This window comes from Hornefia porci, assembly GCF_001940235.1.
GTDB lineage: Bacteria > Bacillota > Clostridia > Peptostreptococcales > Anaerovoracaceae > Aminicella > Aminicella porci.
Genome location: NZ_MJIE01000001.1, coordinates 1,331,287 through 1,357,105, shown reverse-complemented (window position 1 = coordinate 1,357,105; position 25,819 = coordinate 1,331,287). Strand labels below are relative to the sequence as shown.

General features: G+C 55.2%; 24 protein-coding genes and 1 other RNA gene. 23 read left to right on the top strand and 2 right to left on the bottom strand.

What is annotated here, in order from left to right; all coding sequences use genetic code 11:
- The first annotated feature begins 6 nt into the window (after positions 1 to 6).
- From BHK98_RS06525 to BHK98_RS06475, 11 genes are all read left to right on the top strand, one after another.
- On the top strand, positions 7 to 294 hold the full coding sequence (locus tag BHK98_RS06525; RefSeq protein WP_075712732.1) for a hypothetical protein: 288 nt from the start codon (positions 7 to 9) through the stop codon (positions 292 to 294).
- Between the two features lie 267 nt (positions 295 to 561).
- Positions 562 to 786 (top strand): NifU family protein, encoded by a 225-nt coding sequence (locus BHK98_RS06520; protein ID WP_075712731.1) that lies wholly within the window; start codon positions 562 to 564, stop codon positions 784 to 786.
- 110 nt (positions 787 to 896) lie between these two features.
- Positions 897 to 2,333 carry a dipeptidase PepV gene (gene pepV, locus BHK98_RS06515; RefSeq protein WP_075712730.1) on the top strand — a complete coding sequence of 479 codons (1,437 nt, stop codon included), beginning with the start codon at positions 897 to 899 and terminating at the stop codon, positions 2,331 to 2,333.
- Between the two features lie 20 nt (positions 2,334 to 2,353).
- On the top strand, positions 2,354 to 2,911 hold the full coding sequence (locus tag BHK98_RS06510) for an ECF transporter S component (RefSeq protein ID WP_075712729.1): 558 nt from the start codon (positions 2,354 to 2,356) through the stop codon (positions 2,909 to 2,911).
- Positions 2,908 to 3,327 carry a tRNA (adenosine(37)-N6)-threonylcarbamoyltransferase complex ATPase subunit type 1 TsaE gene (tsaE, locus tag BHK98_RS06505; protein ID WP_075712728.1) on the top strand — a complete coding sequence of 140 codons (420 nt, stop codon included), beginning with the start codon at positions 2,908 to 2,910 and terminating at the stop codon, positions 3,325 to 3,327. The genes BHK98_RS06510 and tsaE overlap by 4 nt, the downstream gene beginning before the upstream one ends.
- Positions 3,315 to 4,034, top strand: a complete 720-nt coding sequence (gene tsaB / locus BHK98_RS06500) for a tRNA (adenosine(37)-N6)-threonylcarbamoyltransferase complex dimerization subunit type 1 TsaB (RefSeq protein WP_075712727.1) — start codon at positions 3,315 to 3,317, stop codon at positions 4,032 to 4,034. The genes tsaE and tsaB overlap by 13 nt, the downstream gene beginning before the upstream one ends.
- On the top strand, positions 4,035 to 4,508 hold the full coding sequence (rimI, locus tag BHK98_RS06495; RefSeq protein WP_083628087.1) for a ribosomal protein S18-alanine N-acetyltransferase: 474 nt from the start codon (positions 4,035 to 4,037) through the stop codon (positions 4,506 to 4,508).
- Positions 4,509 to 5,525 carry a tRNA (adenosine(37)-N6)-threonylcarbamoyltransferase complex transferase subunit TsaD gene (tsaD, locus tag BHK98_RS06490; protein ID WP_075712726.1) on the top strand — a complete coding sequence of 339 codons (1,017 nt, stop codon included), beginning with the start codon at positions 4,509 to 4,511 and terminating at the stop codon, positions 5,523 to 5,525. It begins immediately after the preceding gene.
- A 26-nt stretch (positions 5,526 to 5,551) separates the two neighbouring features.
- On the top strand, positions 5,552 to 7,543 hold the full coding sequence (locus tag BHK98_RS06485) for an ABC-F family ATP-binding cassette domain-containing protein (protein ID WP_245796838.1): 1,992 nt from the start codon (positions 5,552 to 5,554) through the stop codon (positions 7,541 to 7,543).
- Between the two features lie 72 nt (positions 7,544 to 7,615).
- Complete coding sequence (acpP, locus tag BHK98_RS06480; protein WP_075712724.1) at positions 7,616 to 7,849, top strand: acyl carrier protein; 234 nt, start codon at positions 7,616 to 7,618, stop codon at positions 7,847 to 7,849.
- Positions 7,850 to 7,954: 105 nt separating this feature from the next.
- Complete coding sequence (locus BHK98_RS06475; RefSeq protein ID WP_075715025.1) at positions 7,955 to 8,641, top strand: redox-sensing transcriptional repressor Rex; 687 nt, start codon at positions 7,955 to 7,957, stop codon at positions 8,639 to 8,641.
- A 119-nt stretch (positions 8,642 to 8,760) separates the two neighbouring features.
- Here BHK98_RS06475 and BHK98_RS06470 read toward each other — a convergent pair whose 3' ends face one another.
- A complete protein-coding gene (locus BHK98_RS06470; RefSeq protein ID WP_075712723.1) occupies positions 8,761 to 8,931 on the bottom strand; it encodes a DUF362 domain-containing protein in 171 nt (56 codons plus the stop codon).
- Between the two features lie 74 nt (positions 8,932 to 9,005).
- Here BHK98_RS06470 and BHK98_RS06465 point away from each other — a divergent pair, with 74 nt between their 5' ends.
- The 6 genes from BHK98_RS06465 to ltrA all read left to right on the top strand — a co-directional run bounded on the left by BHK98_RS06465 (position 9,006) and on the right by ltrA (position 14,857).
- Positions 9,006 to 9,812: an Asp23/Gls24 family envelope stress response protein gene (locus BHK98_RS06465; protein ID WP_075712722.1), complete on the top strand. Its 807-nt coding sequence runs from the start codon at positions 9,006 to 9,008 to the stop codon at positions 9,810 to 9,812.
- Between the two features lie 176 nt (positions 9,813 to 9,988).
- Positions 9,989 to 10,088: signal recognition particle sRNA small type (gene ffs, locus BHK98_RS06460), an RNA gene on the top strand.
- 35 nt (positions 10,089 to 10,123) lie between these two features.
- Positions 10,124 to 11,983: a DNA polymerase III subunit gamma/tau gene (gene dnaX / locus BHK98_RS06455; protein ID WP_075712721.1), complete on the top strand. Its 1,860-nt coding sequence runs from the start codon at positions 10,124 to 10,126 to the stop codon at positions 11,981 to 11,983.
- Between the two features lie 11 nt (positions 11,984 to 11,994).
- The gene (locus BHK98_RS06450) at positions 11,995 to 12,360 is read left to right on the top strand and encodes a YbaB/EbfC family nucleoid-associated protein (protein WP_083628085.1); all 366 of its coding nucleotides are present in this window, start codon (positions 11,995 to 11,997) and stop codon (positions 12,358 to 12,360) included.
- 7 nt (positions 12,361 to 12,367) lie between these two features.
- Positions 12,368 to 12,973 carry a recombination mediator RecR gene (gene recR, locus BHK98_RS06445; protein ID WP_075712720.1) on the top strand — a complete coding sequence of 202 codons (606 nt, stop codon included), beginning with the start codon at positions 12,368 to 12,370 and terminating at the stop codon, positions 12,971 to 12,973.
- A gap of 489 nt (positions 12,974 to 13,462) precedes the next feature.
- Positions 13,463 to 14,857 (top strand): group II intron reverse transcriptase/maturase, encoded by a 1,395-nt coding sequence (ltrA, locus tag BHK98_RS06435; protein WP_075712718.1) that lies wholly within the window; start codon positions 13,463 to 13,465, stop codon positions 14,855 to 14,857.
- Positions 14,858 to 14,991: 134 nt separating this feature from the next.
- Here ltrA and BHK98_RS06430 read toward each other — a convergent pair whose 3' ends face one another.
- Positions 14,992 to 16,413, bottom strand: a complete 1,422-nt coding sequence (locus BHK98_RS06430) for a sodium-dependent transporter (RefSeq protein ID WP_075712717.1) — start codon at positions 16,411 to 16,413, stop codon at positions 14,992 to 14,994.
- A 570-nt stretch (positions 16,414 to 16,983) separates the two neighbouring features.
- Here BHK98_RS06430 and BHK98_RS06425 point away from each other — a divergent pair.
- From BHK98_RS06425 to uvrA, 6 genes are all read left to right on the top strand, one after another.
- Positions 16,984 to 18,258, top strand: coding sequence for an ATP-binding protein (locus BHK98_RS06425; protein ID WP_075712716.1), 1,275 nt, complete (start codon positions 16,984 to 16,986; stop codon positions 18,256 to 18,258).
- Positions 18,259 to 18,444: 186 nt separating this feature from the next.
- On the top strand, positions 18,445 to 18,939 hold the full coding sequence (locus BHK98_RS06420; protein WP_075712715.1) for a YbaK/EbsC family protein: 495 nt from the start codon (positions 18,445 to 18,447) through the stop codon (positions 18,937 to 18,939).
- Positions 18,936 to 19,835, top strand: coding sequence for a YitT family protein (locus BHK98_RS06415; RefSeq protein WP_075712714.1), 900 nt, complete (start codon positions 18,936 to 18,938; stop codon positions 19,833 to 19,835). Before BHK98_RS06420 ends, BHK98_RS06415 begins: the two co-directional genes overlap by 4 nt.
- A 129-nt stretch (positions 19,836 to 19,964) precedes the next feature.
- Entirely contained in the window at positions 19,965 to 20,837 is an 873-nt protein-coding gene (locus tag BHK98_RS06410) for a bifunctional 5,10-methylenetetrahydrofolate dehydrogenase/5,10-methenyltetrahydrofolate cyclohydrolase (protein ID WP_075712713.1), read from the top strand.
- A 136-nt stretch (positions 20,838 to 20,973) separates the two neighbouring features.
- Positions 20,974 to 22,944 (top strand): excinuclease ABC subunit UvrB, encoded by a 1,971-nt coding sequence (uvrB, locus tag BHK98_RS06405; protein WP_075712712.1) that lies wholly within the window; start codon positions 20,974 to 20,976, stop codon positions 22,942 to 22,944.
- Between the two features lie 24 nt (positions 22,945 to 22,968).
- The gene (uvrA, locus tag BHK98_RS06400) at positions 22,969 to 25,803 is read left to right on the top strand and encodes an excinuclease ABC subunit UvrA (protein WP_075712711.1); all 2,835 of its coding nucleotides are present in this window, start codon (positions 22,969 to 22,971) and stop codon (positions 25,801 to 25,803) included.
- Positions 25,804 to 25,819: the final 16 nt, after the last annotated feature.

The following is a 25,819-nucleotide window of genomic DNA, read 5'->3' as shown; positions in this document are numbered from 1 at the left end:
AAAGTTATGACAAAAAAGAAAAAAACTGTTGTGATTCTGGGTGTTGTTTTGATTCTTGCTGTATCTGCAGTCTGCTCTACAGGATTCATGTTCAGGGCCGCGGTGTTTATGCATTCGCCTGCGAGTGCAGTTACGATGCAGTATAAAGCGTCTGACGCAGCGACCCGCGACAGAGATCTGTATGTTATTACAAAGAATGCGCCGGTTGAAAAGGCCACGCAGGGGACACTGACAACCTGGATTGTATATCACTTCGGACCTTTGAAATTTGTGAAGTATTACGGCGAAGGATAAAATTAAGACGCCCTCAGAATGGGATTCGGAGAGAGACGTCGTTATTGCCGCGGCTTTTCGGATGAAAAATATTGCCGCGGGTTTTTGGGTGAAAAGATTAAAAACGGTTTCAACAGGGTTTACATTCCTCGCCGGGATTAGTATAATGAATGGGTGTTGAAGCCCGCGCCGGCGGAACGGAAAATACTTTGTGTTTGCGGAGAGCGGGTTGTGGGTATAGACATTACGTAAGCGAAAATCACAGACTGAAAAATGGAGGATATATAAATGGAAGAGAAAATCAATGCGGCGCTGGCCGATGTAAGACAGGTGCTTGCCAGAGACGGCGGAGATATCGAGCTGGTTGAGGTTACCGGCGACAATATCGCCAGGGTCAGACTGATGGGACACTGCGCGGGATGCCCGGGTGCCAGAATGACGCTGAAGGGAATCGTGGAGCAGATCCTGCAGGAGGCAGTTCCTGAAATTAAAGGTGTAGAGGCGGTTGACTGATTCCGCGCCGCTTCGGGGATGCGCGTCACGGCGGTGAAAACTGCGGGAGAGCGCTGACGGAGCGAAAGGGAAACAGGAAACGGCAGAATCGTGAATCGGAAGGAGTGGACATGAACCTGGCACAGTATGTGGAACAGCAGAAAGGCCCGGCGGTCCGTACTCTGAAGGAACTGATCAGAATCAAAAGCGATGCGGGGGATCCTGTCACGTCTGCGTCCGGGGAATTTTTTCCGTTCGGGCAGGGCGTACAGGATGCTTTTGCGTATATGCTTTCGAAGGCAGAAGAGTACGGATTCCGGACAGAGGACATCGATCATTACGGCGGGCACATCGATTTCGGCGAAGGTGAAGAGACCCTTGGCGTGGTCGGACACCTGGATGTGGTGCCGGCCCTCGGCGAGTGGGATTTCGATCCCTACGGCGGAGAAGAAAAAGACGGATTTATTACAGGCAGAGGCACGACGGACGACAAAGGCCCCGTGGTAGCGGCGTTCTACGCCATGAAGGCGCTGAAGGACGCGGGGTACGAACCGAAGCGGCGGATCCGCCTGATTCTGGGTCTGGATGAGGAGACCAACTGGAGGGGAATGGACTATTACCTGGAACGCGTCAAGGCGCCTGACTTCGGGATCACGCCGGACGGAGATTTCCCGGTAATCAACGGTGAAAAGGGGCTTTGTGATCTGGAAATCGCAAAGAAGCTTTCAAAGAGCCCGGCGAAAGGTCTGCAGCTCAGCCGCCTGTCAGGAGGCACCGCGCGGAACATCGTTCCGGACGCCGCGAGAGCTGTTGTGAAAAGTGATTTCAAAGAAACCTACGACCATATCCGGAACGAACTATCCGAGTACCGTGAGGAGACCGGATATCGGCTGAAGGCGAAGGGCGTCGGTCAGGCGCTGGAGATCACCGCAGAGGGAAAGGCCTGTCACGGCGCATCCCCGCAGGACGGACTGAACGCGATATCCGTACTGTTCGGATTCCTGGGAAGACTGAATTTCGCCAGTGACGACATCAACGAATTCATCGAATTCTACAATCATCACATCGGCTTTCAGTGCAGCGGCGAGGGAATGAACATCGGATTCGAGGACGAGGCCTCCGGAAAGCTGACCATGAACAACGGCATTGTCACCTATGATCAGGAGAGCATCGCCATAGAGCTGAACGTCCGCTATCCGGTCACCGTGGAGGCGGAACAGCTCTACCGGGCTGTCATGCCGATTCTGGACCGGTATAATCTCGGGCTGGTGAAGAACGGAAACCAGAACCCGCTTTACTTCCCGCCGGACAGTCCGCTGATCACAACGCTGATGGATATTTACCGGACGAAGACGGGGGATACGGAGCACGGGCCCATGGTCATCGGCGGAGGAACCTACGCGAAGGCGTGCCCCAATATGGTGGCCTTCGGAGGGCTTTTCCCGGGGGATCCGGACATCATGCATCAGAAAAACGAAAAGATTGCAGCGGACCGTTTCTTCCAGATGATCGATATTTATACTGAGACGCTGTATCGCCTCAGCAGTGAGGATTTCTCGCTGAAGTAATTTGTTTCGGAGTAACCTGTATGAGAATGAACTCAAGATATAACCGGGTGAAGATGACGACGCTGGCCATGCTGACCGCGATTTCCTGCGTGCTGGTCTTTCTGTCCTTCCCCTTTCCGCTGTTTCCCGCGTTCAAATACGAGCTGGCGGACGTGCCGGTTCTGATCGCTACATTTGCCTTCGGGCCTCTTGCCGGACTGCTGGTCACGGTGCTCGCGGCCTTTGTTCAGGCGTTTATCCTGGGGCAGGACACGTGGGTCGGGTTTCTGATGCATGTGGCGGCTACAGGATGCTTCGCTGTTGTGGCAGGGCTTCTGTACCGGAGGAACCGTACAAAGAAGAGTGCGGTGCTTGCGCTGATTCTGGGAACGCTGACGATGACGGCGGTGATGGCGCTGATGAATTACATCATCGACCCGCTGTTTTACGGAATGCAGCGTCAGGCAGTTGTGGCGCTTATGCTGCCGGCCATCATTCCCTTTAACCTTTCCAAGGCGGGGATAAACGCGGTCGTAACATTCTTTGTGTACAAAAAAATATCCAACGTGATTCACCGGGCGGAGGACGGAGCCCGATGAGAACTGTCCGGATCAGAGACGAACGGGAGACCGGGGAGTTCGGGCGGCGGCTGGCTGAGCAGCTGAACCCCGGAGACATTGTCGCGCTGATAGGCGATCTGGGGACCGGAAAAACCACGCTGACCCGCGCGATTGCCCGGGGGCTGGGGGTCACTGAACCTGTCACCAGCCCGACTTTTACGATTGTGAAGGAATACCGCAGCGGACGGATTCCGCTGTTTCATTTCGATGTGTATCGGCTGAAGGACGGCGAGGAACTGCTGGAGACCGGCGCTCAGGAATATTTCGACGCCGGCGGGGTTTGCGTCATTGAGTGGGCGGACCGGATTGCGGAGCTTCTGCCCGATGAGACAAAGGTAATCTTCATAAGCTATGGAGAACAGGAAGGAGAGCGGATCTGTCAATGTACATTTTAGGAATCGAAACCACCGGACCGGTCGGTTCGGCGGCGCTGTATGATCCGCAGACCGGACAGCTGTCGATGAAGCGGACGGAGGAGCCGATGGGGCATCTGCGGAGACTGGCAGAGATGGCGCAGGAGCTGCTCACGGAGAACGGAATATCGCCCCGGGAGCTGCGGGCGGTCGCGGCTTCTGTAGGGCCGGGCTCGTATACCGGCATACGAATCGGCGTTTCTACGGCGCGGGCGATGGCGCAGGCGCTGTCAATTCCCGCTGTGGCGGTGGGAGCGCTGGACCAGTTTCGCCTCTGCTGTGACGGGGCCAGACCTGTCGCGGTGATTTTCAACGCTCGTCGGGGACAGGTCTACGGGGCTGTTTTCGATGCGAACGGAGAAGACATTCTGAAGCCGGGTCCGTATATGCTGACAGAGGTTCTGGACAGGATCCGGGAGGAGTCGGTGAGGCCTTTGTTCTACGGAGACGGAATCGACGCGGGTCGTGAACTGCTGACGGGATTTGATCTCGCGGACAAGGAAGAACGGTATCCGACGGCGGCGCTTACTGTGCGGATGGCGGCGGAGAAGCTGGAGGCCGGCGAAACCGTGAGCTATCAGGAGCTTCTTCCCCGGTATATGAGGGAGACCGAGGCGGAGCAGAAGCTGCGCGACGGGACCCTGGCCAGGCTGAGGGAAGCAAAAATGGCGAAATTCAGGAGCAGGTAAATGATACAGCTGATCATACGAAAAGGAGAACCGGCGGATGCAGAAGGTCTGGAACGCATTGAACAGGCCTGCTTCAGCGTGCCCTGGAGCCTGGATTCCCTCCGCCGGGATCTGGAAGAGAATCCAAAGGCTCTGTATATTGTGGCGGAGAAGGACGGCTGCCTGATCGGATATGTGAGTGTCTGGAATATCCGGGAGGAGGGTCATATCAACAATGTGGCGGTACTCCCGGAGTATCAGGGAAAGCATGTGGCTTCTCTGCTGATGAGTGCGCTGATTCGCGTGACGGAGGATTCAGGCGTCAAAAGTCATACGCTGGAGGTGCGGGCCGGGAATGCGGCGGCGCAGCATCTCTATGAAAAGTTCGGCTTCCGCTCGGTGGGAACCCGGCCGAATTATTACGAGGACGATGGAGAGGATGCGGTCATCATGTGGCGCATCGGTGATCCTGAGCAGAGAGAAGAGGAGTCCTGAATGAAAGACGGAAAATTTATTACCCTCGGAATCGAAACCAGCTGTGACGAAACCTCCATCGCGGTGACGGCGGAGGGGAGAGAGATACTGTCGGACATAATCAGTTCACAGATTGCGGTTCATACGAAGTTCGGCGGAGTGGTGCCGGAAATCGCGTCGAGGCATCATCTGCAGAATATCAACGGTGTGCTGGATCAGGCGCTGTCGGAGGCGGGGATTTCTCTGGCGGAGGTTGATCTGATCGGCGTGACCAACGGCCCCGGGCTGATCGGCGCGGTGGTTATCGGCGTGGCGACCGCGAAGGCGCTGTCCCTTGCCGCGGGGATCCCCCTGGTGGGCGTCAACCACATGCACGGCCATGTGAGCGCCAGTTATCTGCAGTATCCGGAACTGGAGCCGCCGTTCCTGGCGTTGATCGTATCAGGCGGACACACCAATATCGTTGAGGTGACCGATTACAACCGGTGCCGGGTTCTGGGCGGAACGCGGGACGATGCGGTGGGAGAAGCCTATGACAAGGTGGCGCGGGTCGTCGGACTCGGCTATCCCGGCGGTCCCAAGGTGGATCGGGCGGCAAAGGACGGAGACCCGGAAGCGGTCCGGTTCAAGCGGGTGTATCTGGAAAACGGCAGCCTGGACTTCAGCTTCAGCGGACTGAAGACGCAGGTGCTGAATTACATCAACCGCGAGAGGATGGCAGGACGCGAGGTGAACGTGGCGGATCTGTCGGCGAGTTTTCAGCAGGCGATGCTGGATGTGCTCGTGGACAAAACCATGCTGGCGGCGGAGCAGACCCGGGCAGACCGGCTGGTGACGGCCGGCGGAGTTGCTGCCAATTCCCGCCTTCGGCAGATGCTCGCAGAGGCCTGCGGCGCCAGAGGAATCCGGCTCTATATGCCGGAGCCGGTGCTTTGTACGGATAACGGCGCCATGATCGCTGCGGCAGCTTACTACAAATACAGGATGCAGGGGCCGGACGACCTGAGTCTGGACGCCTATGCGAACTTACCATTATAAATATGATCATATTATCGGCGACTGAGTTGACAAAAGCATACGGGGTGGATACCATTCTGGACCGCGTTTCCTTCCATGTGAACGAGGGGGACCGGATCGGGATCGTCGGTGCGAACGGCGCCGGCAAGACCACCCTTCTCAATATACTGACCGGACGCGATCATGCGGATTCCGGCGATTTTTTCGTGTCCGGCGACACCACTGTCGGGTACCTGAGCCAGAAGGATGATTTCTCGCCTGACGGGACTCTGATGGAGGAGGTTCAGCGCATTTACGGGAAGTTTGACGAAATGGAGGCGGAAATCCATCGCCTGTCGGATCGTATCGCGGAAATGGCGGCAGAAGGGAACGCGGAAACGCCGGAATACAGCCGGACGATGGAGCGCCTGGGACTGCTGCAGGACCGGTTCCGGAGCGAGGGAGGGTTTTCCTGGAGAAGCGAGATGAAGGGGATTCTCACCAGCATGGCCTTTGGAGAGGAATATTACGACAAAGAAATCTCCACCTTTTCCGGCGGAGAGCGGACCCGCCTCGCGCTGGCGTGCCTGCTGATGGGAAAACCGGATCTTCTGCTGCTGGACGAGCCCACTAATCATCTCGATATCGGTATGCTGAAATGGCTGGAGCAGTTCCTGCGGAATTACAGAGGCACCGTTATGCTGGTTTCCCACGACCGGTATTTCCTGGATCAGATGTGCACCAGAATCTTTGAGATTGAGCATCACCGGCTGAAGGCCTACGACGGAAACTACACCGCGTTTGCGGAAAAGAAAAAGCTGCAGAGAGAAGCTGACCTGCGCGCCTATGAAAAGCAGCAGGAGGAGATTCGCCGCCAGGAGGATATCATCCGGCGCTTCAAGGAGCGCGGGACGGAGCATCTCGCAAAGCGGGCGGCGTCCCGGGAAAAGCGGCTGGCTCATATAGAGAGGATCGACCGTCCGGAGCAGGAGACCGGGAAGGTGAAGATTCGTTTCCATCAGGATTTCCAGAGCGGAAACGATGTGCTTATCGGAGAAGGGCTGAGCAAGTCCTTCGGAATCGGCAGAGACCGCCGGGAGCTGTTCCGGAATGTGGATTTCGACATCAAGCGCGGGGAGCGCATCTGCATTGTCGGACCCAACGGAATCGGAAAGACCACGCTGCTGAAGATCATGATGGGTGAGACTGAACCCGCTGAGGGATATCTGAAGCGGGGGCACCAGGTGACCTTCGCATATTATGATCAGCAGCAGGAGATGCTGGACGGGAGCAAAACCGTTATGGACGAGGTTCACGATGCGTACCGGCTGTACCGGGACAGCGAGATCCGGGGGCTGCTGGGCCGTTTTCTGTTCACCTCGGAGCAGGTGTTTCTGCGTGTCGATGATCTGAGCGGAGGGGAACGGGCGAGACTTGTTTTGTTAAAGCTGATGCTCTCCGGAGCGAATACGCTGGTGCTTGACGAGCCCACAAACCACCTGGACATCAATTCGAAGGAAGTGTTCGAGGAGGCGCTGCGGGAATTCCCGGGAACGGTAATCGCGGTATCCCATGACCGTTATTTCCTGAATCAGGTGGCGACGCGCATCTATGAGCTGAATGCAGACGGGATTACGGAATACGTCGGCGGATACGATTATTACGAGGAGAAAAAAGCGGCTGTCGCCTCCGGGAGGAAATATCTGAATGAGCTGAAGGAGGAGACCGGGCGGAACGAGCAGCTGCTGGAGGGGCTTCACAGCGCACAGAAGGCGGCGGGAATGATTGTCAGGGACGAAGACGGGAAGCCTCTGACCGCCGCGGAGGAACGCGCTCTGAAAAAGAAGCTTCAGGCGGAGGAACGGCGCAGAGAGCGGGAGCAGAAACGGCTCGAGGAGAAGATCGAGAGTCTGGAGGCGGAGATTCTTGACCTGCAGGAGCAGATGTGTCTTCCGGAGCACCTTTCGGATCCGGTGAAGCTTGCGGAGCTGGACGAGAAACTGAAAGCCTGTCAGGAGGAACTGGAGTATGTGTACGACACATGGGTTGAATTGTCGTAAAAAATTGCTTGCAATACGGAAATGACTATTCTATAATTAGTTTTGTGATTACACGGATTCAGGAGGTTTATTATGACATTTGAAAAGATTAGGGACATCATTGTGGAGCAGCTCAGCGTTGACGAATCAATGGTAACTATGGATACAAATCTGATGAAAGATCTGGAAGCGGATTCTCTCGACGCGGTTGAGATTATCATGGCGATTGAAGAGGAATTCGACATCGAGATTCCGGACGAGGAAGCAGAGAAATTCCAGCTGGTCGGCGATCTTGTGAAATATGTGGACGACAATCTGAACGATTGATGAAAACCCGCCGCGGCGGGTTTTTCTTGTCTAAAGCAGTTTCGGATGAGATTTCTGATGCAAAGCAGACCGGAGACGGTTTTAATACAGAGAGAGGTGGAATGTATGGCGAAAAATGCGAAAATCTCAAACGCGGTAATCAAGCGGCTGCCGAGGTACAGGCGGTATCTGATCGAACTGAAGAAGAAGGGCGTGGAGAAGATTTCCTCCAAGGAATTCAGTAATCTGATCGGATATACAGCGTCGCAGATCCGGCAGGATCTGAACAATTTCGGAGGATTCGGACAGCAGGGCTACGGATACAGTGTGGACGGTCTTTATAAGGAGATCAGCGCAATTCTGGGCCTGGACAAAGAATACCGCATGGTAATTGTCGGCGCCGGCAATCTGGGACAGGCGATCGCCAAATACACGCATTTCCACAAGCAGGGCTTCAAGGTGTGCGCGGCTTTTGATATCAATCCGAATCTGATCGGGAAGGATCTGGATGGAATTGAGATCCTGGACTATGAAAATATCGTGGAATATGTGGAAGAAGAGGAAATCGATATCGGCATCATCTGCGTGAACCGCGACAACGCACAGGAGGTTGCGGACAAGCTTTCCTTCGCGGGCGTCAAGGGTATCTGGAATTTTGCGCCCACGGACATCGAGGTTCCGAGCCATGTGGCGCTGGAGGTCGTGCATCTGTCGGACAGTCTGCATTCGCTGGCGTATCACATGAATGATATTCAGAAGAAGGAGGCCGCCGCGGAGGAGCTTCGCAGGAGCGACAAAAGCGCGAGGGACTGAAGAGCGGCACGGTGAAAAAGACCGGCGTGGAAGACAGGAATATGAAATCGTGAAAAAGACCGGGCATAAAAAATAACCGTTCCGCGAAAGCGAAACGGTTATTGTCTGATCGATGTCGATTAGCCCTCAACCGGAGCGTCAACAGGACATGCATTGGCGCATGCTCCGCAGTCGATGCAGGTATCTGCGTCGATGACGTACTGAGTATCGCCTTCGCTGATCGCTTCAACCGGACACTCAGGCGCACACGCTCCGCAGCTGATGCAGGCATCTGTAATCTTGTAAGCCATTGGTAAATCCTCCTTTAGACATGTCTTAAAATGAATCGCTTATTATTATAGCAGAAAGAAGCAGGTTAGTAAAGGTGAAAGTTTATTCTCTGACAGGCAAAAGCGGCACCGGAAAAAGCTACCAGGCCATGAATCTCTGTAATGAGGAGAACATAGAAAGCATCATCGACGACGGACTTTTTATCTATCACAGCAGGGTGGAGGCCGGTATTTCCGCCAAGCGTCAGAAGACGCACGTAGGCGCAATCAAAACGGCTTTGTTTACCCAGGACGCGCATCAGCAGGATGTGGCCTCTCGGATCCGGGAGCTGTCGCCGGACAGCATTCTGATTATCGGGACCTCGGACCGTATGGCGGATAAGATCGTCGCACGCCTGGGACTTCCGCCCGTCAGCCGGAGGATTCATATTGAGGACATTACGACGGAGGAGGAACGGGAGACTGCCGAAAAGCAGAGAATCGGCCAGGGTAAACACGTGATTCCGGTTCCGACGCTCCAGCTGAAGCGGGATTTTGCGGGATATTTCATGGATCCGCTGAGAATATTCCGCGGCGGGCTGTTCGGCGGCGACAGGCAGTCGGAGCGGACGGTGGTGCGTCCCACCTTCAGCTATATGGGCGATTTCTTTATTTCGGATTCGGTTATTACCGATATTGCGGTGTGCGTCGGGAGCGAGTCGCCGGGCGTCGCGAAGGTGATGAAGGTTTATGAAAACACCGCGCCGGATGCGCTGGATGTGGATGTGAAAATCGCGGTGGACTCGAACGCCCGGTTCTGGGATGCGGCGCTGGATTTCCAGAAAGCCCTGGCGGAGCAGATCGAGTACATGACTGCCTTCAACGTCGTGCGGGTGGATGTGGAGATAAAGGCGATCGTGTGAGAAACGCCGCACCGGCCGCCCCTGGCAGGGAGAACGGTGGAGGCAGGCCGCCGGCTGCTGCGGAAACATACGGATACCGGCTGCCCCTGTAACAGGGAAACTGTTGACACTGCCCTCCAAAAACAATATAATAGACTGAGTGCAGAAATTGCCTTTTATTAGCTTCGCCTGATATGGTCTGGGTCCTGCGCAATAGGATGCCGTGAACCTTGTCAGGTCCGGAAGGAAGCAGCAATAAGCGGAAGTTCTTATGTGCCGCAGATAAGCCTTTTCCTACGTCATGCGGAGCTACTAAAGGGCAATTTTGATTTTTGCGTCTGTGTGACAGCACGCCGGCGCGGCAGGGAGAACCCTGCTGCGGACATCCGCGCCGCGCGGAATCCCGGGGAGGCTCTGCCGGCGAAAATGCGGGAGCCGGCGGGCAGCGCGGCGAGCGCGCCGGACTGTATTTTGTGCAGAAAAAGAAAGAAGGAGTCATGAAGCAATACCTGGCTTTGTACAGAGAAAACCGCCCGGAAACCTTTTCGCAGGTTCTGGGACAGGAGCATATCGTCAAAATTCTGCGGCATCAGATCGCCACGGATACGGTGGCGCACGCATATCTGTTCTGCGGGACGAGGGGCACCGGAAAGACGACCATGGCGCGGATTCTGGCCAAGGCGGTGAACTGCACCGGGGAGTCCGGAGAGAAGCCCTGCGGAGTATGCGACACCTGCCGGGATATTGCGGCGGGCAGATATGTCGATGTGGTCGAGATCGATGCGGCGTCCAACAACGGCGTGGAGAATGTGCGCGATCTCCGCGAAAGCGTGAATTATCCGCCGGTTGTCGGCCGGAAGAAGGTTTACATCATCGACGAGGTTCATATGATGTCCACCAACGCGTTCAACGCTTTTCTGAAAACACTGGAGGAGCCGCCGGCAGACGTTATTTTCATTCTGGCAACCACGGATCCGGAGAAGCTTCCGCCGACCATCCTTTCCCGGTGTATGCGCCTGGATTTCAAGCGCGTATCCGGCAGGGAGATTCGGGAGAATATGCGGAGGATCTGTGCGGCGCACGGGGTGGAAATCACGGAGGACGCTCTCGCTCTGCTGGCGATGAACGCAGACGGGTCGGTGAGAGATTCGCTGAGCCTGCTGGAGCAGTGCATGAGCTCCGGAGAGCCGCTGCTGGATCGCGACGTGGTCCTGGAATTTCTGGGAGCCGCCTCTGTGGAGTTCTATGCCGATCTGACGGAACGGGCGCTGGAGCACGATGTTGCCGGGGCGCTGCTGCTTCTGGAGGAAGCGCTGCAGGAGGGTAAGGATATCCGGCAGCTGATGCGCGGCTGGATGGAGCATTACCGGAGTCTGCTCATCGCCAAGTTCGTGAAGGAGCCGCAGGATATGCTGAACATGTCTCTGGAGAATATCGACCTGCTGAAGCAGCAGGCGGGACGTATCCGGCTGGAGGCGCTGAACCGCAATATCGTCACGCTGGCTCGCACCATCAGCGACGCCCGCTATTCGACTCAGGCCAGAATCCTGATGGAGGTTGCAATTGTAACCATTGCCGAGGATATGGAATATGCCGGCCGGGCAGGGACACAGACGGGAGGAGCAGCTGCGCAGCCGAGAAGGGCAGCAGAAGCCGGACGGACTTCCGGCGGTGCAGCTGCAGGTCATGACATGAGATCGCGGGGAACAAAGACCGGTTCTCCGGGCCGCTCCGCGTCTCCCCGGGCGCCGCGGCAGGAAACGCCGGCGGCGGAGAACAGCAGGCTCCCGAAGTCCGCGGCGGAAACGGCTGTCGGAGCCGGACAGGCTGCGGAGTCTGTGAATACGCCGGCACCTGTCGACAGTTCTGACGGGCTGGACGAAATCTGGCGGGATGTGTGCGAGGCGGACGGACTGGATCAGCTTAGCGCAGGCGCCACGATGCGCGGCGCGCGGCTGGCGGCGATGAATGACAGGGAATTCAAGCTTATCGTCACCGGAGATATGGTGCGTCGTATGCTTGAACGGAATTCAGAACAGATCTGCGACCTGATGGAACAGCGGACCGGGCGGCGGAGGAAAATGGTCGTTCGGGAGATGAATCAGACGGAAAACAGGTCGAAGGACGAGCGTCTGCAGCAGGCGGCAAGCGAGGCTGCGAGCATTCTTGGAACAAAAGTAGATATCAGATAACGGAGGTTTTTATGGGTAAAGGAATGAAAGCGGGAAAGCGCCCCAAAACGGGCGGAGCCAAAGGCGGAAAAAAAGGTCAGATGGCGCAGATTCAGCAGATGCAGGCGATGCAGAGGCAGATGGAGCAGATGCAGGCTGAGCTGGAGGAAAAAGAAGTCACCGCAACCGCAGGGGGCGGCGTCGTGACAGCGGTCGTCAGCGGTAAGAAGGAGCTGACGTCGCTGACGATTCAGCCGGAGGTCGTTGATCCGGATGATGTGGAGACCCTGCAGGATCTCGTGATCGCTGCGGTGAACGAGGGAATGAGGCAGATTGACGAGCTGACGAACGATGAGTACGGAAAGCTGACAGGCGGTCTGAATATCCCCGGAATGTAGGCGCTTTATGGCACAGCAGTATCCGAAACCGCTGGCGCGCCTGATCAGCGAGCTGGCACGGCTGCCGGGTATCGGCAACAAGACCGCCCAGAGACTTGCGTTCCATATTCTGTCCCTGCCGGATGCAGAGGCGGAGTCCCTCTCTGCGTCCATTCGCGAGGCGAAGAAAACCATGCGTTACTGCTCCGTCTGCGGAAATCTGACGGATCAGGATCCCTGCCGGATCTGCAGCGACAAAAGCAGGCGGGACGATATTCTTTGTGTGGTGGAAAGCCCCCAGGACGTAATGGCCATGGAGCGCATCCGCGAATACAACGGGCGCTACCATGTTCTTAACGGCGTGATTTCTCCGATGGAGGGAATCGGCCCGGGAGACATCAACCTGAAGCAGCTGATTCTGAGACTTCAGCAGCACGAAGAGGTGCAGGAGGTCATTCTCGCAACGAATCCCAACATCGAAGGAGAGGCGACGGCCATGTACATTGCGCGTCTTCTGAAGCCGTCCGGAATCCGGGTGACGCGAATCGCTCATGGTCTGCCGGTAGGAGGCGATCTGGAGTATGCGGACGAGGTGACGCTGCTGAAGGCGGTTGAAGGGCGCACCGATCTGTAAAAGTTAAGAACAAAAAAACGGGTATCCGGAAGCGGCTGTCAGCCGCACCGGACCCGTATTTTGTTAGTGCGCCCGGCGAGCGCACGTTCTAAAGGGTGAAAGTCCCGAATCCGCCCGGCAGTGGGAAGGATACAGCCGAAGGCAAGGGTGTCCATCGTGAGGTGGAATCTGAAGGAAGCCGGATGTGGGGAAAATACTAACCCATGGGCAAACCTCTGGCCTGACGAACAGAAATTGCATATGAGGCTCTGTATGAGGATAAGGCTGCTAAACAGGTCAAAGTCCAATTACTGCACGGAATCATGCAGTGTAAATGCGGCAGGTAGATGGAGGAAAAGAACGTGTGAGTACCCGGGGAGGTCTCACCAGCAAGGAGACTTGTAGTAACAACGAATGGTGAGAAGTCAGCCGAAGCCATAGTAGCGGGCCAGTCCGTGAAGGGCCGAATCAATAGGAGTCTTGAGTACGACCGGGAAAGGAGGAACGAACTTGAGCACAGAAAACAAGAAAGAAAGCTGCCTGCAAAGGGATAGCGCGGAACGTAAAGAGTATGCAGGAGCGCGCCGTTCATTCCGCCGGATATGGAAGGAAAGGGACAGTGCAGAGCCGGGACTTCTTGAGGCGATACTGGACAGAAGAAATATGAATAAAGCCTACAAGAGAGTGAAGGCAAACAAGGGAGCGCCGGGTGTCGATGGAATGACCATCGAGGAGGCACTGCCTTACTTGCGGGAGCATAAAGATGAACTCATTGGAAGGATATTACGTGGGAAATATACCCCGTCTCCGGTGAGGAGAGTCGAGATCCCGAAACCAAACGGTGGAATACGAAAGCTTGGTATTCCAACTGTCATTGACCGTATCATCCAACAGGCCATCAGTCAGAAACTCATGCCCATCTACGAGCCGAAGTTTTCGGACGGAAGCTATGGCTACCGGCCGGGACGAAGCGCAAAGGATGCGATAAACAGAGTGAAGGAATATGCGGAGAAAGGATACCGCTATGCGGTTAGTCTTGATCTCAGCAAATACTTTGATACGCTGAATCATGAGCGGCTTCTGAATCTGCTGAGAAAGGATATCGATGATGAGAGAGTCATTCAGATCATCAAAAGGTACCTGAAGAGCGGAGTGATGGTGAACGGTGTGGTTATGGAAACAGAGGAAGGTTCGCCCCAGGGCGGAAACCTTTCTCCGCTTCTGGCCAACATTTATCTGGATGAGTTTGACAAAGAGTTCGAGAAGCGCGGGGTACCATGTGTACGCTACGCAGATGACATTGTATTGCTGTCGAGAAGCGAAAGAGCCGCAAAGCGGCTGCTGGAAACGAGCACTTCATATCTGGAAGGGAAGCTGAAGCTGACCGTGAACAAAGAGAAGAGCAAAGTTACCAGTGTTTTCGCTATCCGAAATTTTAAGTACCTCGGCTTCGCACGGGGAAGGAACGGAAGCGGAATATACGTTCGCGTTCATGCGAAGTCGTGGAGAAAGATGAAGGCTAAACTGAAAGATCTCTCTTCCCGGAGATGGGTTCAGAGCGTCATTCCGGCATTGCACAGAATCAAGGTGTACATGCGCGGATGGCTAAATTATTACGGCATAGCCGCAATGAAGAACAGCATCGGAAAACTCAATGGATGGCTGTACCACCGAATCCGGATGTGCATCTGGAAGATGTGGAAACGGCCGCGGTCAAAGATGAAGTATCTGATGAGACTGGGAATCCCGGAATACTATGCCTATATGACGGCAAACAGCCGCAGAGGGTATTGGTTTACATCGGCGACCAGCACAGTCAACAGAGCTTTGTCGAAAGAAATACTGGTACACATCGGATTTTATGATCTATCCGAAGCATACCAGCGAATGCACATCAACTATTGAAAGCGCCGTATACGCGAACCGTACGTACGGTGCTGTGAGAGGACGGGGGGAAAACTCCCCCTCCTACTCGAATTGTAATGTAATTTCTGCCGCATCGCCGCCGGAAGCCCGGGGCTTCTGCGGATTATGCTTTGTTATCCCATCAGCGCCTTATACCATCCGGTGCCGGAGAAGAAAAAGCTGCTGAATTGTACGAAGATGACGATCGCCATGAAAATCGGACTGACGTAGCGCAGACAGAAATCGACGAAGGGGCGGCTGCGGTAATCGGAGCTCAGCCGGACCTCGTCATCGATGAATCCGCGTCTGGACCAGCCCAGAAGAATCGCGGTGAGGAATCCGCCAAGGGGCATCAGGATGCCCTCCGCGCCCAGGTCGAATACGTCCAGCCAGCTGCCCAGACCGAAGGGCTTCCAGACAGAGGGGTTTCCTCCCAGCTGATCCAGCGCGACCAGCACACTTCCGACCAGTGTGGTCAGGGTGATCAGAACCGTTACGTGTCCGCGGCCGGCCGGTTTTCCTTTGCGGATGCGGTGATCCATCAGTGCGGAGATACCGCCCTCCATCATACCGATAGATGAGGAGAACGCCGCTACAAAGACCAGGACGTAGAAGATGAACCCGAAGAGCGGTCCGGCCTTTCCCATCGCATCGAAAACCGTCTGAAGAGATACGAACAGCAGACCGGGACCTGCGGAGGGTTCGAGACCTTCCGAAAAGACCGCCGGGAAAACAGCCATGCCTGCCAGCAGTGCCGCAGCGGTATCCATGACGGGAACGATCAGTGCGCTTTTCTCCAGATTATCTTCCTTTCTCATATAGGAGCCGTAGGCGATCAGTGCGCCGGAGCCCAGAGAAATCGAGAAGAACATCTGGCTGCCCGCCGTCGCGAACACCTTGAACCAGCCGGTTCCCGCGAAAACGGAGAAGTCAGGCTTGAACATGAAACGCAGACCTTCCATCCCGTTTGGAAGTGTGCAGCAGCGAATGACCGTGATGACCAGCATCACAAACAGAACAGGCATTCCGATGGAGCAGAATTTTTCGATTCCCTGTTCGATGCCGCGGTACACGACATAGGAGGTCATTCCGAGGAAGATCAGAGTGAAGATCGCCAGCACCTTGAAGTTTGAAACGAAGCTTCCGAAGAAATCGCTGCTTGCCATGCCGTGGAGCCCGAAGGGCGCACCAATGATGTCTCCGAAGTTGACGACGGCGTAGCGCATGACCATTCCGCCCAGCAGACAGTAGAAGCACAGCAGCAGGAACGGAACTGCGGTTTCAAACACGCCGGTAAAAGCAAAACGCGGGTTGGCCTGTCGGAACGCTTCCACAGCGCCCTTTCCGCTTTTACGTCCCAGCGAAAATTCCGCCAGGAGCAGCGGATAGCCAACAAAGACTGCCATAAGAATATAGACGAGCAAAAAGGCAAATCCGCCGTTCGCCCCCATTTTATACGGGAAACTCCAGATGTTGCCCAGACCGATGGCGACGCCGACCGCCGACATCAGAAAACCAAAGTTGGATTTAAATCCACCCTTTCCAGAATCTGACATAATAATAAACTCCTCCGTTGTTCAAAGTATACTCGCTTAATAAGCATGCGCTGCGGACGAACCGTTATCAGCGCCGGTTAAGTCCGACGGGGACTTAATAAGCATGCACTAATTTAATGCGTGCCCGGCAGCAGAATCAAAGAGAGGGCATATTCTGCTGCCTGCTGCGGGAAGGCTCAGCGCCGGTTTCCAAAGAGCCGGCAGCAGAGGGATTCGGAAACGGCCGAATCCCGGGGCACAGGCATCAATTAGTGCATGCCGGCGCACAGCACGCCATACAGTTTGCCGCGGATTGTGCGCCGGGGCGCTGCGTATGAACCGCTCTCAGCGCCAGTTAAGTCCGACGGGGACTTAATAAGCATGCACTAATTATAATTGTCTGAATAAAATGTGTCAACGAATATTGCCTTTTGCCGATGAATAATCTGCTTTGGCAGCACCTGACTTGGCAGTCACATTGAATGAATACACAGAATTGCCAAATCACCGAAAAAAATATTGCCGAATCACCGAAAAATATATCGCCAAATCACCGAAAATAAATTATACTGTAAATCAAGAGGAGGCATTATGAAAGTATATAGATCACGTATAGTAGATGAAATGCTGAAGGACAGACTCGAGGCAAAAGGGGCTGTCGTAATAGAAGGACCTAAGTGGTGTGGAAAAACAACAACAGCGCTGCAAGTTGCCGGCAGCGTTTTGAAAATGGATGAGCCGTCGAAAAGAGATGCTAATATACAGATGTCAGAAATTGAGCCGAGTCGTCTTCTCGCAGGCGAAACTCCGAGACTGATTGATGAATGGCAAATTGCACCTAAAATCTGGGATGCGACACGCTATGAAGTTGACACAAGAGGAGAAGAAGGACAGTTCATTCTAACCGGTTCGGCGGTACCGGCAGAATCTGAAGAAATAACTCATTCCGGAACAGGAAGATTTACATGGCTGATGATGAGACCGATGTCTCTGTATGAATCAGGTGAATCCTCAGGAGAAGTAAGCCTGAAAGAATTATTCGGTAAACCTGATAGGATTGTCGGTACGAACAATCACAAAATAGATGACCTTGCATTTCTGATTTGCAGAGGCGGATGGCCGCGCGCAATTGACATGAAAGAGAAGGCGGCACTCTCACAGGCGGAAGATTATTTTGATGCAGTTGTAAGATCTGATATTAACAGAGCTGATGGTGTAAATAAGAACCCTGAGAGAGTTAAAAGGTTAATGAGATCATATGCCAGAAATCAGGGCTCACAGATTGCAATTACAACACTTAAAGATGATATTAAGGCAAATGATACAGAAACATTGAATGAAGATACGATAGCGGCATACATTAATGCATTAAAGAAGATATTTGTTGTTGAAGACATGCCGGCCTGGAATCCAAATCTGCGTTCAAAGACAGCAATACGATCATCAGATACAAGATATTTTGTGGATCCGTCTATTGCAACTGCAGCTTTGGGCATTGGTCCGAGCGACCTGATAAATGACCTGAATACCATGGGACTGCTCTTCGAGGCATTATGTGTCCGGGACCTTAGGGTGTATGCTGAATCCCTTGGCGGAGATGTGCTGCACTACAGAGACAAATCCGGATTGGAGTGCGACACGGTTATCCATCTCCGAAACGGAAACTATGGTTTTGCGGAAATAAAACTGGGTGGTCAGAAGCTTATAGAGGAAGGTGTAAAAAATCTTAAATCTCTTGAGCGGAAGATAGACACGGAGAAAATGCCGGGCCCGTCTTTTATGATGATAATTGCAGGCGTTGGAGATTTTGCATATAGGCGTGAGGACGGAATATACATCGTTCCGATAGGATGTTTAAAACACTGATTTGTCGGCAGCGCCGCAGCGAACAATCCAATAGCAGGGTGCGCCGGCGGATACTGTTCGATGGCTGAGCGCACATTAAATAGTCTGACCTGATATGAATATTGTCTTTTGCCGATGAATAATCAGGGGGACTGTGATATAATAATCGTGTTTAATGCACAGGCACTGTTCATACGGGAGGCAGTTATGGCAATCGATAAGGTAAGAGAATATTTCAGTCAGTTCGGTCTGGAGGATCGCATCCTGGAGTTCGACGTTTCCAGCGCGACCGTGGAGCTCGCTGCGCAGGCGGTGGGCGTCGAGGGCGCCCGCATCTGCAAGACCCTGTCGTTTCAGGTCCCTGATCAGGAGGACGCCTGCATTCTGATTCAGTTTGCGGGGGATGCGCGGGTCAGCAATCAGAAGTTCAAGCAGACCTTCGGACACAAGGCGAAGATGCTGAGCGCTGAGAAGGTGCTGGAGCTGACCGGGCACGCTGTCGGCGGAGTCTGCGCCTTTGCGGTGGACAATCCGGCCGTCCGTGTTTACTGCGACGAATCCCTGAAACGCTTCGATACGGTGTTTCCGGCCTGCGGCAGTGCGAACAGCGCGATAGAACTCAGTCCGGATGAGCTGTTCCGCTATTCCCGGGCGCTGGGATGGATCGACGTCAGCAAACTGCCGGAGGAGAGCGGAGTATGAAGTTTCGCGGAAAGACCCCTAAGGAACCGCTGACGAGAAAGCAGAAGCTCCGTCGGGAGCTCCTGAGGATTCTGGTCATCTCTGCCGCGGCGCTTTTATCGGCCTTCAACCTGAACAGTTTCGTCGACACGGCGGATCTGTTTCCCGGAGGCTTTTCCGGCGCGGCGCTGCTGATCATACGGCTGACCGATAAATACCTGGGTCTGAAGCTGGCGTATTCTGCGGTTTTTCTGCCGCTGAATGTCTTTCCGATTTATCTGGGACTGCGGTACCTCGGGAAAAAGTTCACATTCTACTCAATGTACTTTACGATACTGTCCAGTGTGCTGACCGATGCGATTCCGGCGATTCCCATCACCTACGATGTGCTTCTGATCTGCATCTTCGGCGGGCTCATCAACGGAATGATTATCGTTCTGTGCCTCTGGATGGACGCCAGCGGCGGCGGAACAGACTTTATTTCCATTGTTCTGCTGGAGCGGAAGGGAATCAACGCATGGAATTACATACTGGCCGGCAACGTGGTGATCCTGTGCCTCGCGGGTATTTTTTTCGGGTGGGACAAAGCCTTGTACTCCATAATTTTCCAGTTCGTCACGACACAGGTCATTCAGAATCTGTTCAAGCGATATAATCAGCTCACGCTCATCGTGATTACCGACATGCCGGAATCCGTCTATGATAAAATCAGCATTCTGACTCATCATGACGCGACTCTGTTCCGGGGCGAGGGGTTCTTCAAGGAAACCACAAAGCATATGATTTACTCGGTCATCGGCGCAGATCAGGCGCCGATGCTGATCCGGGAGATTCACGAGGTGGATCCCCACGCATTCATCAATGTGCTGAAGACAGAACGTCTGGCCGGACATTTCTATTCGAGACCGCGGGAGTGAGACGCTGCCGGCGGCAAAGCGGTGCGGCAGGCACACTGTCGGGGATTTTGTTAAAGGCCGCGGGCAGGAGAGCGGCAGGAGGAGCCGTTAATAAACGTATTGGGTCGAACGTCAGACAGGAGGAGACAAATGGCAGGAATGACAATGAAAGGGGCGGAGGTAATTGCCGCCATGAAGGAAAAAATGTTTCGGGATGTTACAGAACTGAAATCCCAGGGTATAGAACCGGTAATGCATATTATCCGGGTCGGCGCGCGCCCGGACGATCTGGCGTATGAGCGGGGCGCACGCAAGAGGATGGAAAGTGTCGGAATTCGCCTGGATGTCACTGAGCTTCCGGAGGACATCAGCCAGCAGGATTTTGTGACTGCCTTCCGCAGAATCAACGACGACCCGGACGTTCACGGAATCATGCTCTTCCGGCCGCTTCCCCCCGCCCTGGACGAGGAGGAGATTGCGGGAATGATTAACCCGGTCAAGGACGTGGACTGCATGAGTCCGGTCAATATCGCCAGAGTGTTCAGCGGAGATTCAGGCGGACATGCGCCGTGCACCGCGGAGGCCGTGATGGAGATGCTGGATTTTTACGGGATAGAGCTGAGCGGAAAGCGTGTCACCGTGGTGGGGCGCAGTATGGTGGTGGGGAAACCGCTTGCCATGATGCTCCTGAAGAAGAATGCGACGGTGACGATGTGTCATACCCGTACAAAGGATCTGCCCGGTGCCTGCCGGCAGGCGGAGGTGATTGCCGCGGCTGCTGGACGGGCCGGCATGATTACCGCGGACATGGTCTCTGAAGGGGCTGTTGTTGCGGATGTCGGAATTAATGTGAATGAAGAGGGAAAACTTTGTGGAGATGTGGATTTCCCCGGAGTTTCAGAAAAAGCAGCCGCCATCAGCCCGGTGCCGGGCGGCGTAGGCGGAGTGACGACCTCTGTGCTGGCGGCCCATGTAGTGCGTGCCGCGCAGATATTGGCGAAACAGGACGCCGCGGCGCAGTGATACGTCGAACCCCGAATTGCGAAGCAGCGACGAATTGAACCGCGGAGCAACAGGACTGAAACGCAGATAACGGCGGCAGACCGAAAACGGCAGGCGGCGAAACAGCGAACCGCGGAGCAGCAGGAAAGGAAACAGGTTGGATTTCAGAATTCATTCGGATTACAGACCCACCGGCGATCAGCCCCGGGCAATAGAAAAACTGGTGGAGGGATTCCGGTCGGGAAAGAGATGTCAGACGCTGCTGGGAGTCACCGGCTCCGGCAAAACCTTTACGATGGCGAACGTCATCGAACAGATGCAGCGTCCGACGCTGATCATTTCTCATAATAAGACGCTGGCGGCGCAGCTGCACGGCGAATTCAGGGAGTTTTTCCCGGAAAACGCCGTAGAATACTTTGTCAGCTATTATGACTATTATCAGCCGGAGGCCTATGTGCCGTCCACCGATACATATATCGAGAAGGACTCAGAGATTAACGATGAAATCGAAAAGCTGAGGCACAGCGCCACCGCGGCTCTGTTTGAGCGCCGGGACGTGATCATCGTTGCCAGCGTTTCCTGCATCTACGGACTGGGAAGTCCGTTCGACTATGAAAATCAGATGATTTCTCTGCGGCCCGGAATGGAGAAGTCCCGGGACGAGATTCTGCGGAAACTGGTGGATATTCAGTATACGAGGAACGATATGGTGCTGGAGCGCGGCAGCTTCCGCGCCAGGGGCGATATTCTGGACGTCTTTCCGGCGGGTGCGAACAATGCGGTGCGCATCGAGCTGTTCGGCGATGAGATCGAGACCATCAAGGAGCTGAATCCCGTGACCGGTGAAATCGTAGGACTGCGGAATCACGTGGCGATTTATCCGGCGACTCATTATGTGACCTCGCCGGAAAATATGGAGCGCGCCATGGGAACCATAGAGGAAGAACTGGAGGAACGGATCCGCTACTTTAAAGACCGGGGTAAGCTGCTGGAGGCGCAGCGCATCGAGCAGAGGACACGGTACGACATGGAGATGCTCCGGGAGATCGGCACCTGCAAGGGCATTGAAAACTATTCCCGACATCTGAACGGTCTGCCGCCGGGTTCCCGCCCCTATACGCTGATGGACTACTTCCCGGAGGACTTTATCGTGATGATCGATGAATCTCACGTCATGCTCCCGCAGCTGCGTGCCATGTATGCGGGCGACCGTTCCAGGAAGCAGTCGCTGGTTGATTTCGGCTTCCGGCTGCCTTCGGCGCTGGACAACCGTCCGCTGAAATTCGAGGAGTGGGAAACCCTGGTGAACCAGATTTTGTTCGTCAGCGCCACGCCCGCCGCCTATGAGCGGGAGCATTCTGACGGCATTACCGCAGAGCAGGTGATCCGGCCTACGGGACTGCTGGATCCGGAGATCGACGTCCGGCCGACGGAGGGACAGATTGACGACCTGATCAGCGAGCTGAATACGACGATTGCCGGGGGCGGGAAAGCCTTTGTGACTACGCTGACAAAGAAGATGGCGGAAAGCCTGACGGATTATCTGGTGAACGCAGGGATCCGCACCCGCTATCTGCATTCGGAGGTCGATACGCTGGAACGGCTGGAGATCATCCGCGACCTTCGTCTGGGGGAATTCGACGTGCTGGTGGGAATCAACCTTCTGCGGGAGGGCCTGGACATTCCCGAGGTGACACTGGTGGCGATTCTCGACGCGGACAAAGAAGGGTTCCTGCGGACGGAGACCTCGCTGATTCAGACCATCGGGCGGGCTGCCAGGAACGTGAACGGGCATGTCGTCATGTACGGTGACTCTGTCAGCAGGGCAATGCGGGCCGCCATCGATGAGACGGAAAGACGCCGGAGCATCCAGCAGAGGTACAATGAGGAGCACGGGATCACGCCGCGGAGCATCGAAAAATCCGTTCGGGCTGTGATTGAGGCGACGCGCCCCGCAGAGGAAAAGGGCTACAAAGGAAAGAAGCCTGAGGAGCTGACGACCCGGGAACTCAGAAAGTACCTGGAGGAGCTGGAGAAGGAGATGCGGCAGGCCGCAGACGATCTGCAGTTTGAGAGAGCAGCGGAGCTCCGCGATCGGATTTTTGAATATAAATCAAGCAGGCTGTGAAAGCCGGTGGAAAAGGGGAATTAAATGGAAAATGAAATCGTCGTCAGGGGAGCTAATGAAAACAATCTGCAGCACCTTGACGTGACAATACCGAAAAACAAGCTGGTGGTGATGACAGGGCTTTCCGGTTCCGGAAAGTCCTCCCTTGCGTTTGACACGATCTACGCGGAGGGACAGCGGCGTTATGTGGAGAGCCTGTCCTCCTACGCCCGGCAGTTTCTGGGGCAGATGGACAAGCCGGACGTGGAGTTTATCAGTGGCCTTTCTCCCGCCATCTCCATCGATCAGAAGACGACCAGTAAAAATCCGCGGTCCACAGTAGGCACGGTGACGGAAATTCACGACTACCTCCGCCTGCTCTACGCGCGGATCGGAAAACCTCACTGCCCGGTGTGCGGCCGGCCGATTTCCTCCCAGACCGTGGATCAGATCGTCGACGCCATCATGTCCTGGCCGGAGGGAACCCGCGTCATGATTATGGCGCCGGTGGTGCGCCAGAGGAAGGGGGAGCACGTTCGGATTCTGGACCGCATCCGCAGAGAGGGCTATACCCGTGTCCGGGTGGACGGAGAAACACTTTCGGTAGATGAGGATGAGATACGGCTGGACAAAAAATTCCGGCATACGATTGAAATCGTCATCGACCGTGTGGTGGTGAAGCCCGGTCAGGAGGGCCGCATTTCAGAGGCTGTGGAGCTGGCCATGAAGGAGGGCGAGGGGCTGGTGAACGCCTGGCTCAGGCATCAGGATTATGAAAAGGAACAGACTTTTTCCACCAAGCTCGCGTGCCCGGAGCACGGGGCCAGCATTGAGGAGCTGGAGCCGAGGATGTTTTCCTTCAACAGTCCCTTCGGCGCGTGTGAAACCTGCAGCGGGCTGGGCTTCACAGAGAAAATCGTTCCGGAGACCATGATCGACATGGACAAAAGCATCCTGAGGGGAGCGCTGAAGCGCATCTATGCAACTATGGAATTCAGCGGCTTCTACAAAAATATCGTACAGGTGATCGCGGAGCAGGAGGGCGTTGACCTCAGTGTGCCCTTCCGCGAGCTTCCTGAAAAATTCCGTCAGGAGATCCTGTACGGCACCGGCAGCCGCCATATCAAATACACCTACGTGAGCAGCAGCACCGGCAAAACGCAGAAACGCGATCATCCCTTTGAAGGGCTGATCAGCAATGTGGAGCGCCGCTACCGTGAGACGGGATCGGACTTTTTCAAGGAGCGGATGAGTAAATTCATGGTCACAAAGCAGTGTCCGGACTGTAAAGGACAGAGGCTGAAGCCGGAGGTGCTGGCGGTCACCGTGGGCGGACGCAATATCGCGGAGCTGTCGGACATGTCGGTGCGTCAGGCGCTGGACTTTGTGGATCATATGGAGCTGTCAGAGAAGGACCGGATGATCGGACGTCAGATTCTGAAGGAAATTCACGAGCGGCTGCATTTCCTTGTCAATGTGGGGCTGGATTATCTGACCCTGAGCCGTGCGGCGGGAACGCTGTCCGGCGGAGAAGCGCAGCGTATCCGCCTGGCGACACAGATCGGATCCGGTCTGACCGGCGTTTTGTACATCCTGGACGAACCCTCCATCGGGCTCCATCAGAAGGACAACGACAAGCTCCTCGCGACGCTGCGGCATCTGACCGATCTTGGAAACACGCTGATCGTGGTGGAGCACGATGAGGATACCATGTATGCCGCGGATCATATTATCGACATCGGACCCGGCGCAGGGATCTATGGAGGACGGCTGGTGGCGCAGGGAACGGTGGAGGACATCTGCGCCTGTGAGGAGTCGGTTACGGGTCAGTATCTGTCGGGCAGACGGAAAATCGCGGTTCCTCTGGCGCGCCGGCCCGGAAACGGAAAGAAAATCGTCATCCGGGGTGCGGCGGAGAATAATCTGAAACACATTGATGTGGAGATCCCGCTGGGGAAATTCGTCTGTGTGACCGGCGTTTCCGGCTCCGGAAAGAGCAGTCTGATTAACGAGATCCTGAACAAAGGAGCTTCCCGCGTCATTAACCGCTCTCAGCAGGAGGCCGGGAAATTCGACGAGATCCTGGGGCTGGAGAATATCGACAAGGTGATCGATATCGACCAGTCGCCTATCGGGCGCACGCCCCGTTCCAATCCGGCAACCTATACAGGAATGTTCACCCATATCCGGGATCTGTTCGCGAGCCTTCCGGAGGCCAAGATGCGGGGCTTTGAGAAGGGACGCTTCAGCTTCAATGTCAAAGGCGGCCGGTGTGAGGCGTGCAGCGGAGACGGCATCATCAAGATTGAGATGCATTTCCTGCCGGACGTCTATGTGCCCTGCGAGGTATGCCACGGGAAGCGGTACAACCGGGAGACCCTTGAGGTGAAATATAAGGACAAAAGCATATTTGACGTGCTGGACATGAGCGTGGCGGAGGCACTGGATTTCTTCAGGAATATTCCGTCGGTGAAACGCCAGCTGGATACGCTGAACGAGGTCGGCCTGGACTACATCAAGCTGGGGCAGCCCTCCACCCAGCTGTCCGGCGGAGAGGCCCAGAGGGTCAAGCTGGCGACAGAACTCTCGAAGCGCAGCACCGGGAAGACTTTGTACATCCTGGATGAGCCTACGACGGGGCTTCACTTCGCGGACGTGGATAAGCTCCTGGCCGTGCTTGACAAGCTGACCGACGCGGGAAATACCGTAGTGGTCATTGAACACAATTTGGATGTAATCAAGCGGGCGGACCACATTATCGATCTGGGACCGGACGGCGGAGACCGCGGCGGGACTGTCGTCGCGACGGGTACGCCGGAGGAGATCGCGGCGTGTGAGGCGTCCTACACCGGACAGTTCTTGAAGAAAATGCTGAAGTAGAGTATAATGGTGGGCA